We start from the raw sequence: 13,018 nt of genomic DNA on the forward strand, positions 1-13,018 counted from the left end.
ACCCAAATCTTTAATTCAATGGGAATGTTTCGTAAAATATTCAATTGGAAAGTAGTCAATGTTATTACATTGTTTATCCTTTCGGTTTTGATCGTCCTCAACTTTTATGGCATCTATACCGATAGGTTTTACTTTTTGAAGGCAGATAACTACATTTTTCCCGTTTTGGCCGCCATTCACACACTCTACCTTTATGTGATTTGGTTCAAAATAAAAGAGGGAGAACTTCCAGATCCAAAAATGCGCAATCTTGAATATGCGATTTACGTGATTTTGATTGTCTATGCATTCAAAATATATGACAGCGTGACTGTGGTGAACTCATTTTCTGAATTTCAGGAGCATATACTCCCTGGAGCTTTTCGACCTATCAGTATATTGACTTTGGTTTTATATAGCTTCTTGCCAGCATTAACATTCTTGTCTTTCTGGCACAGAAAACGGCTTGTTGGAGTTTACAACTTTGAAAACTATAATGACAATTTAAATGTGTGGCAGCAATAAAGATTAAAGTCCTCTGATATAACTACCGTAAAGATCCTTGAACTGGATTCCTTGAACAAAACGATGTTTGCTGAGCTTTTTATGCGCTACAAGCCCCCAGAGCAACAGTTCTTTCATAAAATATGAGTCTTCTTTCGAGATATCGGGAAGATTATCCTCCAGAAGTGCATTTAAGGGTAGTATTGCATCCAATTTCTCGCGATATTCTGTATCCGTATCCTCGTCCAACAGTTCAAAACCTTGTCCTTCAAAGAACCAACTGATCAAGTCATCATACACCGTGACGGCATCCTTGCGCTGTAGTTTGTCTATCTTAGGAAAATAGCTGGTGAACAATGATTTTACAGCTTCTTCAATCAAGTTTTCAGCCACTGAACCTGCTCCCTCCTGCTCTCCTTCATAGACCAATTCAATTTTTCCGGTGATGGATGGAATGACCCCAATAAAATCAGTCAGCCGAACAGTTGTTTTTTTATCTCCGGACTTAATAATTCGTCTTTCTGAAGTGCTAAGCAAGTTTTCAAATGCTGTTATGCTCATTCTTGCACTCACACCACTTTTTGCATCAACATATTCACTGTTTCTCGCTTCAAAACTGATCTGTTCCAAAACATCCAGCGCTATTTCAGGTACATATACAGCATCGGATTGTCGCTTATCCAATAGGGCTTCCTGCTTTGTAATCATTTTTGCAGTTTCAATATTTTCCGGATAATGCGTCAGAATCTGAGAGCCAATTCTATCCTTCAACGGAGTAACGATACTCCCCCTATTGGTATAATCTTCCGGATTAGCGGTAAAAACAAATTGAAGGTCCAGTGACAATCTTAATTTGAATCCCCGTATCTGTATATCTCCTTCCTGCAATATGTTAAACAAAGCTACTTGAATTCTTGCTTGAAGATCTGGAAGTTCATTGATCACAAAAATACAGCGATTTGCGCGTGGAATCATTCCGAAGTGAATCACCCTGTCATCAGCATAGGAAAGTTTAAGATTGGCGGCCTTAATAGGGTCAACATCTCCAATTAAATCAGCAACCGTAACATCTGGCGTAGCCAATTTTTCATAAAATCGTTCATCCCTATATATCCATGATATCGGAGTTTCCTCTCCCTTCTCCCGAATAAGCTCAGAAGCGTATCGCGATATGGGCTGTAAGGGATCGTCGTGAACCTCTGATCCCGCAATAATCGGAATCCATTCGTCCAATAATTGGACCATCAACCGGGCCAATCTTGTTTTGGCCTGTCCGCGCAGCCCCAAAAGATTAATGTTATGTCTAGAAAGTATGGCTCTTTCCAATTCTGGAATCACCGAGTTTTCATACCCCCATACTCCAGGAAAAGTTTCCTCGCCGTTGGACAGTTTTTCAAGAAGGTTGTCGCGAAGCTCATCTTTGATACTTTTACTTTGATATCCTGCAGCCTTTAGTTCTCCAAGCGTTTTTATTTTGTTGTGGTCCATTCTTAATTGTTCGCTTTTATGTCACGAATTTGAGTGATTGCATGAACTAGCTTCATGCTCATTTAATTCGTTTTCTTCTATTTTGTTCGTAATCTTCAAAAATCATTTCACCCAAACCTTTTAACCCTGTGTAGAAGGCTTTTCCCTTGTTGGCCTGGGTAAACTCTCTTACAAATTGCATAAGATAGGGGTCCTGGGCAATCATAAAAGTAGTTATGGGTATATGCAATTTTCTGGCCTGTTGCGCCATGGCATAGCATTTCTCAACGATATAATCGTCTAGCCCCACACTATTTTTATAGTAATCGCCATTTGGGAGTCTTAAGCATGATGGTTTCCCATCCGTAATCATAAAGATCTGTTTGTTGGTATTTCGCTTTCGCCGAAGCATATCCATGGCCAATTGTAGTCCAGCCACGGTATTGGTATGATAGGGTCCTACTTTTAGATACGGCAAATCCTTGATGGGAATGGGCCACGCATCGTTTCCAAATACCAAAATGTCCAATGTATCCTTTGGATATCTTGTGGTGATGAGCTCCGCCAATGCCATAGCCACTTTTTTGGCCGGGGTAATCCGATCTTCGCCGTACAGAATCATACTGTGGCTGATATCAATCATCAGAACGGTGCTCATTTGGGCCTTGTACTGGGTGTCTTCCACCACCAAATCTTCTTCACTCAAGGAAAAGTTTCCTATACCATGGTTGATTTGTGCATTCTTAAGGCTCTCTGTCATGGAAATATGTTCCAGGGCGTCCCCAAAACGATACTCCCGAAATTCACCTGTATGCTCATCGCCCCTACCAGACTTACCCGTTTTATGGTTTCCTGCACCACTACGTTTGAGCTTTCCAAAAATTTGGTCCAATGCGCGTTGTCTAAGCATTCGCTCCAACTTTGCAGTGATGGAAAGATTGCCGCCGCCCTCTCCGTCTTCGTCTCCTTCTTCACCTTCGCCCTGTTGCGCATCGGGGTCAATTTCCTCCCGGATAAAACCTTTGGCTTTTAAATCTTCAATAAAATCATCAATGGTATAGTCGTCATCGGTAAGCTCATATTCCTTATCCAATTCCCGTAGCCAATCCAAAGCCTCCTCAACATCACCAGAAGTATGGGTAATGAGTTCTTGAAAAATCTCGAAGAGCTTTTCAAACGGGGTTTGATCGGGAGCTTCGTAGGTAGTGAAACGAAACCCTTTTCTAGTATTCATAGCCATTACATAAAATTAAACTATTTCAGTTTAAGGGCTATGCTTTTAAACAAAAGTTAACGGTCTTGTTTAACGATCATTAATGTCGACTCTTCAGTGTCTTCACGATATCTTCCAATCGAAAACCTTTAGCCTGTAAAAGTATAAGGTAGTGGAACAATAAATCGGCACTCTCATTGAGAAAGAGTTCATCATTGGAATCTTTTGATTCAATAACTGTCTCAACAGCTTCCTCACCTACCTTTTGGGCAATTTTATTGATTCCCTTTCTAAAAAGGGACGCCACATAGCTGTTTTTGTTCTCCACATCATTTTTTCTAGAGGTTATCACCTCTTCCAGTTGGGTTAGAAAACCATAATCTTGTTTGTTGGTTTCTCCCCAGCAGGTATCCGTTCCCTTGTGACAAATTGGGCCCAAAGGTTTAACAAAAATCAGCAGCGCATCATGGTCACAATCATTTTTTATGCTGACCAATTCCAAAAAATTTCCGCTTTCTTCGCCCTTGGTCCATAAGCGTTGCTTGCTTCGGCTATAAAAAGTTACTTTTTTGGTTTGCTGTGTTACATCAAAAGCTTCTTGGTTCATATAGCCCAACATCAAGACGTTTTTGGTCTTTGCATCTTGAACAATTGCCGGCACAAGACCATCTTGGTTTTTATCGAAGTCTATTTTCATCTTACAATCTGACGGGAATTCCGTCTTTTTTTAATTCTTCTTTCAACTGCTTTATTTCAATCTCCTTGAAATGAAAAATACTTGCTGCCAGGGCAGCATCTGATTTTCCATTAACAAAGGTATCAGTGAAATGCGATACTTCTCCCGCTCCACCGGAAGCTATTATGGGAATATTCAGTTCCTGCGACAATCTCGCAAGAGCTTGATTGGCAAATCCGTTTTTGGTGCCATCATGATCCATAGAGGTAAACAGTATTTCGCCAGCACCTCTTTCCTCCACTTCCTTGGCCCATTCAAAAAGATCTATTTCCGTGGGAACTTTGCCTCCCACTAAATGAACCTTCCAGCTTCCATCGATTTGTTTGGCATCTATGGCCACAACAATACACTGGGAACCAAATTTAGCCACCAATTCATTGATAAGCTCTGGTCTTTTTACCGCCGAAGAATTGATGGAAACCTTATCAGCACCATTCTTTAATAGGATGTCTACATCTTCCACCGATGAAATTCCGCCACCCACGGTGAAGGGAATATTCACCTTTTCGGCTACGTGGTACACTAAATCGGCAAGTGTCTTTCTTCGCTCTTCGGTTGCGGAGATATCCAAGAAAACCAATTCATCCGCTCCTTCCCTCGCATATATTTCAGCTAGTTCAACAGGGTCACCAGCGTCTCGAAGGTCAACAAAATTGATTCCCTTTACGGTTCTTCCGTTTTTTATGTCCAAACAGGGTATGATTCGTTTTGTCAGCATATGCTAAAGTTAGAAATATGAAATTAGAGGTTAGAAGTTTTGGCTTTTGCTTTTAGATTTTTTCTTGCTGCAATACATTGTACTTTTAAAATTGTACTTCCAACTTATCGGTTTTGGTTTTTTGCATTCAGGTTGATGCCATCATAAAACCCTAAATCCGCATTGTTCAAAATTTTTGTCCAAAGTGCAATTTGACCCGTATGATAGGAAAAATGCTCTACAACATGAATAATATTTCCTATTCCAGAAAACTCAAACCCCTGGACTTCCCTTTTTCGAATCAACTCCTCTTCTGAAGTGTTGGTAAAACTTGCTTTGGCTTTCTCCACCGTTTCCTCAAGTTTCAGAAAAAGTTCTTTTTTCGAAAATCCGGAAAGGGTTTCAAATTCTTTATCCCTGTTTCTATTGTCTTCCAACCCTTCCAATGAAGCAATGCCATATTGTGTAATATTACCGCAGAGATGCAAAATCAGATTTCCAATGCTGTTGGTGGAGGCATTTGGTTTTTGCCATATCACAGACTCATCCAATTTATCCATGCATATTTTGACCATCCGCAAGCTTTCGTCCATGCGATAGCAAGCGTTCTGTATGAATTCGTCCTGAAAGCTGTCGTTATTGGCCATTTTTCAAAATATAATTTTCCAATTGCTTTAAGCTGATTCTATTTTCATAAATGGCTTTGCCAATTATAGTTCCTTCGCATCCCAATTCTGCCAATTTTGGAAGTTCATCAAAATGGGATATACCTCCACTTGCAATTAGGTTGATTCCTAAAACTTCCCTATCCTCCACTCCACTGCCGGTCACCACGGTTTCGATTTTTTTGGTTTTGTCCAATATTCGTTTGTAGAGCTGAAAAGAAGGTCCTTCAAGCATTCCATCTTTACCGATATCGGTACAAATCACGTATTTAACACCTCTTTTCTGAAAGGATGCTATAAAGGGTAATAGTGCTTGGTCCGATTCCTCTTGCCATCCCGATATGGCCACTTTTTCATCTTTGGCGTCTGCACCCAAAATAATCTTTCCGGCACCATATTTTGTCAACCAGCCCAAAAATGTATCCTTGTCCTTTACGGCTATGCTGCCTCCCGTGATCTGGTTTGCCCCACTTTCGAAAGCGATATGTAAATCTTCATCGGTTTTCAACCCTCCTCCAAAATCAATTTGTAGGTCGGTTTTTGTGGCTATCGTTTCCAAAATCTTATGATTGACAATATGCTTGGATTTTGCGCCATCCAAATCAACCAGATGTAAAAATTTGATTCCGTGGTCCTCAAATTGTTTGGCCACCTCCAAAGGATTTTCGTTGTACACTTTTTTGGTATCATAATCTCCTTTAGAGAGTCGCACACACTTCCCCTCTATAATGTCAATAGCTGGAATAACTCTCATATGCAATTGAAAATTTTAAATTGGAAATTGGAAATCATTTACCTATTTTTTGGTGGTTGTATTGATTGAGGCAACTACTAGTCTTAAGTTCTTGACTCACTGGTAATGCTATTTTTTATTTAACACTTCCCATTTCTCATTGTACATTATACTTAGCTCTGTCTTTTGCCATCCACATTTCCGAATCGCCAACTTTGTGAAATCCGAATGCTTCATATAATCCATGGGCATCTTTTGTCTTTAACGCTACGGTCTGCACTTGTTTGATTTCTGGATGTTCCAAAATATGTTGCATCAATTTTTTCCCCAGTCCCTTGCCCTTGAAGGGGTCAAAAATAATGACATCCATGATATATGCAAAGACCACCTTGTCTGTCAACACCCTTGCAAACCCAATTTGACCTTCGTTTTCGGTATACATTCCAAAACACATGGAATTTTCAATGGTTTTAAGGGTCATTTCCTTGGTTCGATAATCTCCCCAGTAGGAATTCTTGACTTCCACATGAACTCTTTGAACATCCAATTTGTTTTTGTCGTCAGATATATAAAAATCCATGTTAAGTCCTTTCAAGAAAGTTTTGCAAAATTTTAGCTCCCACTACTCCACTTTTCTCTGGGTGAAATTGTGTGCCGTAAAAATTGTTCTTTTGCAAGGCTGCGCTGTATGGCAGAGCATACTCACTTGTTGCAATTGTATCTTCTCCCTTAGGGGCATAATAACTATGTACCAAATAGATGTGCGATTTGTCTTTAATTTCTTCGAAAAGGTCAGACTTTAACCCTTCAATCTGGTTCCATCCTATCTGGGGCACCTTCACCGTATTTGGAAACCTTACTACATCCAAATCAAAAATACCAAGCCCTTCTGTGCTTCCCTCTTCTGAAGAATTACACATCAACTGCATGCCCAAACAGATTCCCAAAACTGGTTGTTCCAACTTGGAGATAAGTTTGTCCAGTCCACTATCTTTAAGCTTTTTCATTGCCGAACTTGCCTCACCAACCCCAGGAAATATAACTTTATCCGCATTTTGGATTTCTTCGACCTTGTCACTCAATATCGCTTCGTATCCCAAGCGTTTAATGGCAAATTTGATGCTTTGAATGTTCCCAGCACCGTAATCGATTATTATTATTTTCATGATGAAAGGTTAAAAATTAAAGGTGCGAAATACAAAGTGATAATTTCATTTGTCCTTGTTTTTTCTTGCCGTTTTTATTGATGCCACAATAATTGCCAGTAGTTCTTTTGCTTCTTTATGTAAACTTTTAATAGTATCAAGTTCATTTTTGTCCACTTCCATAAAAAGTTCAAGCCAATATGCTGATTCATCGACTTCTTCTTCCACTATTTTCAGTTTGTTTATGAAATCAGCCGTACTTTTTGCCCGTTGTGAAGCGCGATAGTTAGCACCAACGGAACTTGATGAACGAATTAATTGCCTTACCCAGGCATCAAGTTCTCTTGACTTGGGAATGGTTTTACAAAATCGAAAACAATCGACGGCAAATTTTTTGGTCCTTGTAATCAAATCCTGCATCCTTGTATTTTTAACCTCTTACTTTGTATTTCAATTCTCGTTCTTCCAATTTTTACAGCATTCCTTTAGTTGATGGTAACACCATTTTTTCTGGATCTCTCTTGACCGCCATTTTAATTGACTTTGCAAACGCCTTGAATATTGCTTCTATCTTATGATGCTCATTAGTTCCTTCGGCCTTGATGTTCAGATTCGCTTTTGCCCCGTCCGAGAATGATTTAAAAAAATGCAAAAACATCTCTGTTGGCATATCCCCAACTTTTTCACGTTTAAAGTCGGCATCCCACACCAGCCAATTCCGACCTCCAAAATCGATAGCGACCTGTGCCAGGCAATCATCCATGGGCAAACAGAAACCATAACGCTCCATTCCTAATTTATTCCCCAATGCAGTTGAGAAAACCTCGCCCAATGCTATTGCGGTATCTTCTATAGTATGATGCTCGTCTACTTCAAGATCTCCATCTACCTTGATATCAAGATCCATCTGGCCATGTCGTGCCAATTGATCCAGCATATGGTCAAAAAAGGCTAAACCAGTATTAATTTTACTCTGGCCCGTTCCATCCAGGTTGAGTTTAATCTTAATATCGGTCTCATTGGTTTTCCTTAAAATCTCGGAAACCCTAGATTCTAATTTTAAAAACTCATATATATTTTCCCAATCATTGCTCTCCAAAGCAATATAGACGTCCAACTCATTTCTTTTTACCGTAATCTCATTCGTGCCCAAGTTGGTTTCGTCATTGATAAAAATACCTTTTGCCCCCAAGTTTTTGGCCAGCTCAATGTCGGTCAACCGGTCCCCGATTACAAAGGAATGCTTTAAATCATAGGTTTCTGAAAAGAATTCGGTTAGCATTCCGGTTCCAGGTTTTCGGGTATCCGCGTGGTCTTTTGGAAAGGTTCTATCAATAAATACCTTATCAAAAACAACCCCTTCATTTTCAAAGGATTTTAATATGAAATCATGAACAGGCCAAAAGGTTTCCTCGGGATAAACCTCAGTCCCCAATCCATCTTGATTGGTGATCATCACCAGTTCATAGTCCAATTCTTTGGCTATTTTACCCAAAAAAGCAAATGCCTTGGGGTAGAACTCCAATTTGTCAAACGAATCAATTTGCTCATCGGAAGGTTCTTTGATGATGGTACCATCCCTATCAATAAACAGTACTTTTTTGCCCATTATTTCAATCCTTTTAAAATCGTAATCAATCTCTTGTTTTCTTCAGAAGTACCAACCGTAAAGCGCAAGGTGTTCTTGCATAGGGGTTGATTGCTCCTGTTTCGAACCACAATTTGTTCTTTTAATAGCTCATTGTAGCGCTTATCAGCGTTATCCACTTTGGCCAACACAAAATTGGCATCGCTTGGGTAAACCATTTGGACGAAATCAAGCTTGTTCAAAATTTTGACAAGGGAGTCCCTTTCCTCCAAAATGCGCTCTACCTCCCCCTGAACCAGTTTCTTTGCCACTACCCTATCCAAGGCCCTGTCCTGCGTTAATTGGTTTACGTTGTACGGTGGTTTTATTTTATTCAGAATTGCTATCACATCTTTGGAAGCGTAGCAAATACCGAGACGAATACCCGCCATTCCATAAGCTTTCGAAAGGGTTTGCGTTACCAACAAATTTGGATACTTGGATAATGAAGCCACCCAACTTTCATTTTCGGAAAAATCGATATAAGCTTCATCGATTACCACCAACCCATTAAATGCCACTAACAATGCTTCAATAGTTTTTATTGAAAAGGCGTTCCCGGTAGGATTGTTGGGAGAGCAAATGAACATTAATTTGGACCTAGCATCTACAGCCTCTACAATCTTAGGCACATCCAATTCAAAGTCTGACTTCAATAAAACTTCACGGTTTTCCACCGAATTTATTCCTGACAGTACTTTGTACATCCCGTATGTGGGTGGCATGGTGATAATATTATCGTGGCCAGGTTCACAAAAAGCCCTAAAGATCAAATCCAGCACTTCGTCACTTCCATTCCCTAAGAGAATATTCTCCTCGGAAACCTCCCGTTGTTTGGCCAAAATAGCTTTTAAGCTTCTTTGTTGGGGGTCGGGATACCGGTTGACTCCATTTTCAAAAGGGTTTTCATTGGCATCCAGGAAAATCATTTCGGAGCCATCGGACACATATTCATCCCTAGCCGAGGAGTATGGTTTTAGGTCTTTTACCGTTTGCCTTACCAATATGTTTAATTTAAAATCCTTCATTTTTGTTTAGGTCTCGACTTCGTTTCGACTTCGCTCAGCGACCACGCTCGACCTGACATTTAATTCTTTTCTATACTTTTCAATCGTAGCGTCATGGCGTTTTTATGTGCTTGCAAACCCTCGGCTTCTGCCATAAGCTCAACCGCTTTTCCAATTCCCAAAAGACCTTCCTCAGTGATTTTTTGAAAGGTCATGCTTTTCATAAAACTGTCAAGGTTCACGCCACTATACTGTTTGGCATATCCATTGGTGGGTAAGGTGTGATTGGTGCCAGAGGCATAATCCCCAGCACTTTCGGGTGTATAATTCCCAATAAATACCGATCCCGCATTTTGAATATTGTCCAAATAGAACTCCTCATTCTCCATACAGATGATGTAGTGCTCTGGGCCATATTCGTTAATCAAATCAACCGCTGTTTTGTCATCCTTGACCAGGATCAATTTACTGTTGGCAATTGCCTTTTCCGCAATCTCTTTGCGAGGAAGCTTGGCAATTTGAACTTCAATCTCTTTTTGAACCTCTTTAAGTAAATTTTCCGATGTGGAGACCAAAATAACTTGACTATCCACTCCATGTTCAGCTTGGCTGAGTAAATCCGAAGCAACAAACGAAGGGTTAGCGGAATCATCAGCAACAACCAATAATTCGCTGGGGCCAGCTGGCATATCAATTGAAATATTGTGCTTTGTGGCCAATTGCTTTGCAACGGTCACATATTGATTTCCTGGACCAAAAATCTTATAGACATTCGGAATGGTTTCCGTACCAAAGGTCATAGCCGCAATAGCCTGAATACCTCCAACTTTAAATATTTTAGCTACCCCGCATAGGTCAGCTGTGTATAAAATGGACGGATTCACTTCCCCATTGCTATCTGGAGGGGTGCAGAGTACAATTTCTTGACAACCCGCCAGCTTTGCCGGAACAGCCAACATTAAAATTGTGGAAAATAATGGTGCTGTTCCTCCTGGTATATACAACCCAACTTTTTGAATGGCGCGCTTTTCCTGCCAGCACAACACTCCCGGCAGCGTTTCCGCTTCTACTTTTTTGGTTTTTTGGGCAGCGTGGAACGTTTCAATATTGCTTTTGGCCAAGGAAATGGCCTCTTTTAAATCTGCGGATACTTTTTCCGAAGCACTTTTTAATTCCTCTTCGGAAACCAAAAAAGAGTCGAGTGTTACCTTGTCAAATTTTTTGGTGAATTTCTGAATGGCACTATCTCCCTGCTTCTTAACATCTTCAAAAATTGAAGTAACCACTCCTTCAATATCAGAAACAGACGATGTAGGCCGTTTTAAAAGCTCTACCCAATCTTTATATGATGGATAATCAATGCGTTGCATTACAATACCATTTTTTCAATTGGACATACCAAAATTCCTTCTGCTCCGGCCTCCTTCAATTCATCAATAACTTCCCAAAAGGTATCTCTGTTGATAACCGTGTGTACAGAACACCAACCTTCCTCGGCCAAAGGTAAAACCGTGGGACTACGCATTCCCGGTAAGATTGAAATGATCTTATCCAATTTTTCGTTAGGAGCGTTCAACAGTACATATTTGTTCTGTCTAGCCTGTAAAACTGATTTTATTCTGAACTGAAGCCTTTCGAGAATCTCTTTTCTTTCCGAGGATATTTCAGGTGAAACTGCTAATACCGCTTCACTTTTTAAGATCACCTCGACCTCTTTCAGATTATTTTTAAACAGGGTGCTTCCGCTGGACACGATGTCGCAAATACCATCTGCCAATCCAATATTAGGTGCTATTTCAACGGAACCATTTATGATATGAAGGTCAGCGGCAACCCCTTTGGATTTCAAGTATTCCTTTACTGTATTGGGATAGGACGTAGCTATCCGCTTTCCCTGAAAATCAGTCACTGAGTTGTATTCCACAGATTTTGGAACAGCCAATGAAACTTTACATTTTGAAAAATTCAGCTTTTCCACAATGGAAATGTCCTTCCCTTTCTCAATGAGAACATTTTCTCCGATGATGGCTACATCCACTACCCCATCTCTTAAGTATTGAGGGATATCCCCGTTGCGAAGGTACAAGACCTCTAAAGGAAAATTTCTTGCAGTGGCCTTCAGTTGGTCTTTTCCATTGTCAACAGATATTCCGCAGTCTTTCAAAATTTTGAGGGAATCCTCGTTCAAGCGTCCACTCTTTTGAACAGCAATCCGAATCTTTGTCATTTCTTTTTAATTATGTTCGGAAACCAAACTGATTTAAAAACAAAACCCGTTTGATTTCTCAAACGGGTTAGAATATATTTTACAAACAACAATACATTTCTATCTCGCTTGAGGGCAAGTATAAAAATGGTGATGATGTGTGTTTCTATTTTTCATTTCGACTTCAAATGTAGAATTTATTTTTATATCAAAAAAACACAATTTAGTTATTTCCCAAAATCAAAGGAAGTCCATCTCCGCTTGATCCCACAACGACAATTTTTGAATTAGGAGATTCTGAAAGCTTCAATGTGGCCTCAATTCCTTTGTCTTGAAGAATTTTATCCGTTAAGGATGCGCTCAATATTCTATTTGCATCGGCCTTACCTTGGGCTTCGATTCGTTGTCTATCTGCTTCTTTGGCAGCTATTTCCAATCTAAATTGGTATTCAAGAGATTCCTGTTCTTGCTTTAGCTTATTTTCTATAGCATCCTTAATAGTGGTCGGCAACTTAACGTCTTCAACCAAAATTCGTTTTACGTTTACATATTGACCTTCCAATTCTTTTCTCACCTCGACAAGAATCTCTTGCTCAATAGCATCGCGCTTGCTCGAATATAACTGTTCTGGGGTATACCTACCCACTACACTTCTAGCTGCAGAGTTGATTGCTGGGTCAAGTAATTCCACAACAAAATCTTGTCCCTTGGTCTTTATTAAATTTCCTAGGTTCTCATATTCTGGTTCAAACCAAATAGTACCGTTTACAGTTACTTGAAGACCATCTACAGAGAGCACATTCATTTCATCTGTAATTGACTGCTGTCGTACTTTATGAATCAGCATATCGTTCCATGGAGCAACAATATGCCACCCTTCTCCATAGGTTTTATCGGTAACAACCCCGCCTGCAGCAGGTCTAAACAAAACACCTCCCTCACCAGGACCAATCCGTACAATTGTTTTGGTCACCAAAATGATTAAGACAATTGCAATAAAAACTGCGGGCAATGCAATTCTAGGTAATCTATCCATTTT

General features: G+C 40.0%; 15 protein-coding genes. 1 reads left to right on the top strand and 14 read right to left on the bottom strand.

All coding sequences use genetic code 11. The annotated features are described in order from the left end of the window. Positions 1-24: 24 nt before the first annotated feature. The gene (locus tag ACULLH_RS13020; protein ID WP_454089189.1) at positions 25-504 is read left to right on the top strand and encodes a hypothetical protein; all 480 of its coding nucleotides are present in this window, start codon (positions 25-27) and stop codon (positions 502-504) included. A 3-nt stretch (positions 505-507) separates the two neighbouring features. Here the strand turns inward: ACULLH_RS13020 and ACULLH_RS13025 are convergent, their stop codons facing one another. From ACULLH_RS13025 to ACULLH_RS13090, 14 genes are all read right to left on the bottom strand, one after another. Further along, positions 508-1,971, bottom strand: coding sequence for a magnesium chelatase (locus ACULLH_RS13025; RefSeq protein WP_454089190.1), 1,464 nt, complete (start codon positions 1,969-1,971; stop codon positions 508-510). 58 nt (positions 1,972-2,029) lie between these two features. After that, positions 2,030-3,190: a vWA domain-containing protein gene (locus ACULLH_RS13030; protein WP_454089191.1), complete on the bottom strand. Its 1,161-nt coding sequence runs from the start codon at positions 3,188-3,190 to the stop codon at positions 2,030-2,032. 73 nt (positions 3,191-3,263) lie between these two features. Next, positions 3,264-3,860, bottom strand: coding sequence for a bifunctional phosphoribosyl-AMP cyclohydrolase/phosphoribosyl-ATP diphosphatase HisIE (gene hisIE / locus ACULLH_RS13035; protein WP_454089192.1), 597 nt, complete (start codon positions 3,858-3,860; stop codon positions 3,264-3,266). A 1-nt stretch (position 3,861) separates the two neighbouring features. Next, on the bottom strand, positions 3,862-4,617 hold the full coding sequence (hisF, locus tag ACULLH_RS13040; protein ID WP_454089193.1) for an imidazole glycerol phosphate synthase subunit HisF: 756 nt from the start codon (positions 4,615-4,617) through the stop codon (positions 3,862-3,864). A 104-nt stretch (positions 4,618-4,721) separates the two neighbouring features. Further along, positions 4,722-5,243, bottom strand: coding sequence for a DinB family protein (locus ACULLH_RS13045; RefSeq protein WP_454089194.1), 522 nt, complete (start codon positions 5,241-5,243; stop codon positions 4,722-4,724). Then, the gene (locus ACULLH_RS13050) at positions 5,233-6,015 is read right to left on the bottom strand and encodes a 1-(5-phosphoribosyl)-5-[(5-phosphoribosylamino)methylideneamino]imidazole-4-carboxamide isomerase (RefSeq protein WP_454089195.1); all 783 of its coding nucleotides are present in this window, start codon (positions 6,013-6,015) and stop codon (positions 5,233-5,235) included. The genes ACULLH_RS13045 and ACULLH_RS13050 overlap by 11 nt, the downstream gene beginning before the upstream one ends. 136 nt (positions 6,016-6,151) lie before the next feature. Continuing rightward, positions 6,152-6,574: a GNAT family N-acetyltransferase gene (locus tag ACULLH_RS13055; RefSeq protein ID WP_454089196.1), complete on the bottom strand. Its 423-nt coding sequence runs from the start codon at positions 6,572-6,574 to the stop codon at positions 6,152-6,154. Position 6,575: 1 nt separating this feature from the next. Beyond that, positions 6,576-7,160 (bottom strand): imidazole glycerol phosphate synthase subunit HisH, encoded by a 585-nt coding sequence (gene hisH / locus ACULLH_RS13060; protein ID WP_454089197.1) that lies wholly within the window; start codon positions 7,158-7,160, stop codon positions 6,576-6,578. Positions 7,161-7,205: 45 nt separating this feature from the next. Beyond that, a complete protein-coding gene (locus ACULLH_RS13065; RefSeq protein WP_454089198.1) occupies positions 7,206-7,559 on the bottom strand; it encodes a four helix bundle protein in 354 nt (117 codons plus the stop codon). Between the two features lie 52 nt (positions 7,560-7,611). Beyond that, entirely contained in the window at positions 7,612-8,748 is a 1,137-nt protein-coding gene (hisB, locus tag ACULLH_RS13070; RefSeq protein ID WP_454089199.1) for a bifunctional histidinol-phosphatase/imidazoleglycerol-phosphate dehydratase HisB, read from the bottom strand. After that, positions 8,748-9,794: a histidinol-phosphate transaminase gene (hisC, locus tag ACULLH_RS13075; RefSeq protein WP_454089200.1), complete on the bottom strand. Its 1,047-nt coding sequence runs from the start codon at positions 9,792-9,794 to the stop codon at positions 8,748-8,750. The genes hisB and hisC overlap by 1 nt, the downstream gene beginning before the upstream one ends. Before the next feature lie 59 nt (positions 9,795-9,853). Continuing rightward, on the bottom strand, positions 9,854-11,143 hold the full coding sequence (gene hisD / locus ACULLH_RS13080; RefSeq protein WP_454089201.1) for a histidinol dehydrogenase: 1,290 nt from the start codon (positions 11,141-11,143) through the stop codon (positions 9,854-9,856). Continuing rightward, the gene (hisG, locus tag ACULLH_RS13085; protein ID WP_454089202.1) at positions 11,143-12,000 is read right to left on the bottom strand and encodes an ATP phosphoribosyltransferase; all 858 of its coding nucleotides are present in this window, start codon (positions 11,998-12,000) and stop codon (positions 11,143-11,145) included. Before hisG ends, hisD begins: the two co-directional genes overlap by 1 nt. 202 nt (positions 12,001-12,202) lie before the next feature. Further along, entirely contained in the window at positions 12,203-13,015 is an 813-nt protein-coding gene (locus ACULLH_RS13090) for a prohibitin family protein (protein WP_454089203.1), read from the bottom strand. Positions 13,016-13,018: the final 3 nt, after the last annotated feature.

Source organism: Flagellimonas sp. 2504JD4-2 (genome assembly GCF_053642935.1).

What these genes read in the sequence shown, in the direction of transcription:
- ACULLH_RS13020 (WP_454089189.1), top strand. Translation starts at nt 25, where the DNA reads ATGTTTCGTAAAATATTCAATTGGAAAGTAGTCAATGTTATTACATTG.
- ACULLH_RS13030 (WP_454089191.1), bottom strand. Translation starts at nt 3,190, where the DNA reads ATGGCTATGAATACTAGAAAAGGGTTTCGTTTCACTACCTACGAAGCT.
- hisD (WP_454089201.1), bottom strand. Translation starts at nt 11,143, where the DNA reads ATGCAACGCATTGATTATCCATCATATAAAGATTGGGTAGAGCTTTTA.
- hisH (WP_454089197.1), bottom strand. Translation starts at nt 7,160, where the DNA reads ATGAAAATAATAATAATCGATTACGGTGCTGGGAACATTCAAAGCATC.
- ACULLH_RS13045 (WP_454089194.1), bottom strand. Translation starts at nt 5,243, where the DNA reads ATGGCCAATAACGACAGCTTTCAGGACGAATTCATACAGAACGCTTGC.
- hisF (WP_454089193.1), bottom strand. Translation starts at nt 4,617, where the DNA reads ATGCTGACAAAACGAATCATACCCTGTTTGGACATAAAAAACGGAAGA.
- ACULLH_RS13090 (WP_454089203.1), bottom strand. Translation starts at nt 13,015, where the DNA reads ATGGATAGATTACCTAGAATTGCATTGCCCGCAGTTTTTATTGCAATT.
- ACULLH_RS13050 (WP_454089195.1), bottom strand. Translation starts at nt 6,015, where the DNA reads ATGAGAGTTATTCCAGCTATTGACATTATAGAGGGGAAGTGTGTGCGA.
- hisB (WP_454089199.1), bottom strand. Translation starts at nt 8,748, where the DNA reads ATGGGCAAAAAAGTACTGTTTATTGATAGGGATGGTACCATCATCAAA.
- ACULLH_RS13025 (WP_454089190.1), bottom strand. Translation starts at nt 1,971, where the DNA reads ATGGACCACAACAAAATAAAAACGCTTGGAGAACTAAAGGCTGCAGGA.
- ACULLH_RS13055 (WP_454089196.1), bottom strand. Translation starts at nt 6,574, where the DNA reads ATGGATTTTTATATATCTGACGACAAAAACAAATTGGATGTTCAAAGA.
- hisC (WP_454089200.1), bottom strand. Translation starts at nt 9,794, where the DNA reads ATGAAGGATTTTAAATTAAACATATTGGTAAGGCAAACGGTAAAAGAC.
- hisG (WP_454089202.1), bottom strand. Translation starts at nt 12,000, where the DNA reads ATGACAAAGATTCGGATTGCTGTTCAAAAGAGTGGACGCTTGAACGAG.
- hisIE (WP_454089192.1), bottom strand. Translation starts at nt 3,860, where the DNA reads ATGAAAATAGACTTCGATAAAAACCAAGATGGTCTTGTGCCGGCAATT.
- ACULLH_RS13065 (WP_454089198.1), bottom strand. Translation starts at nt 7,559, where the DNA reads ATGCAGGATTTGATTACAAGGACCAAAAAATTTGCCGTCGATTGTTTT.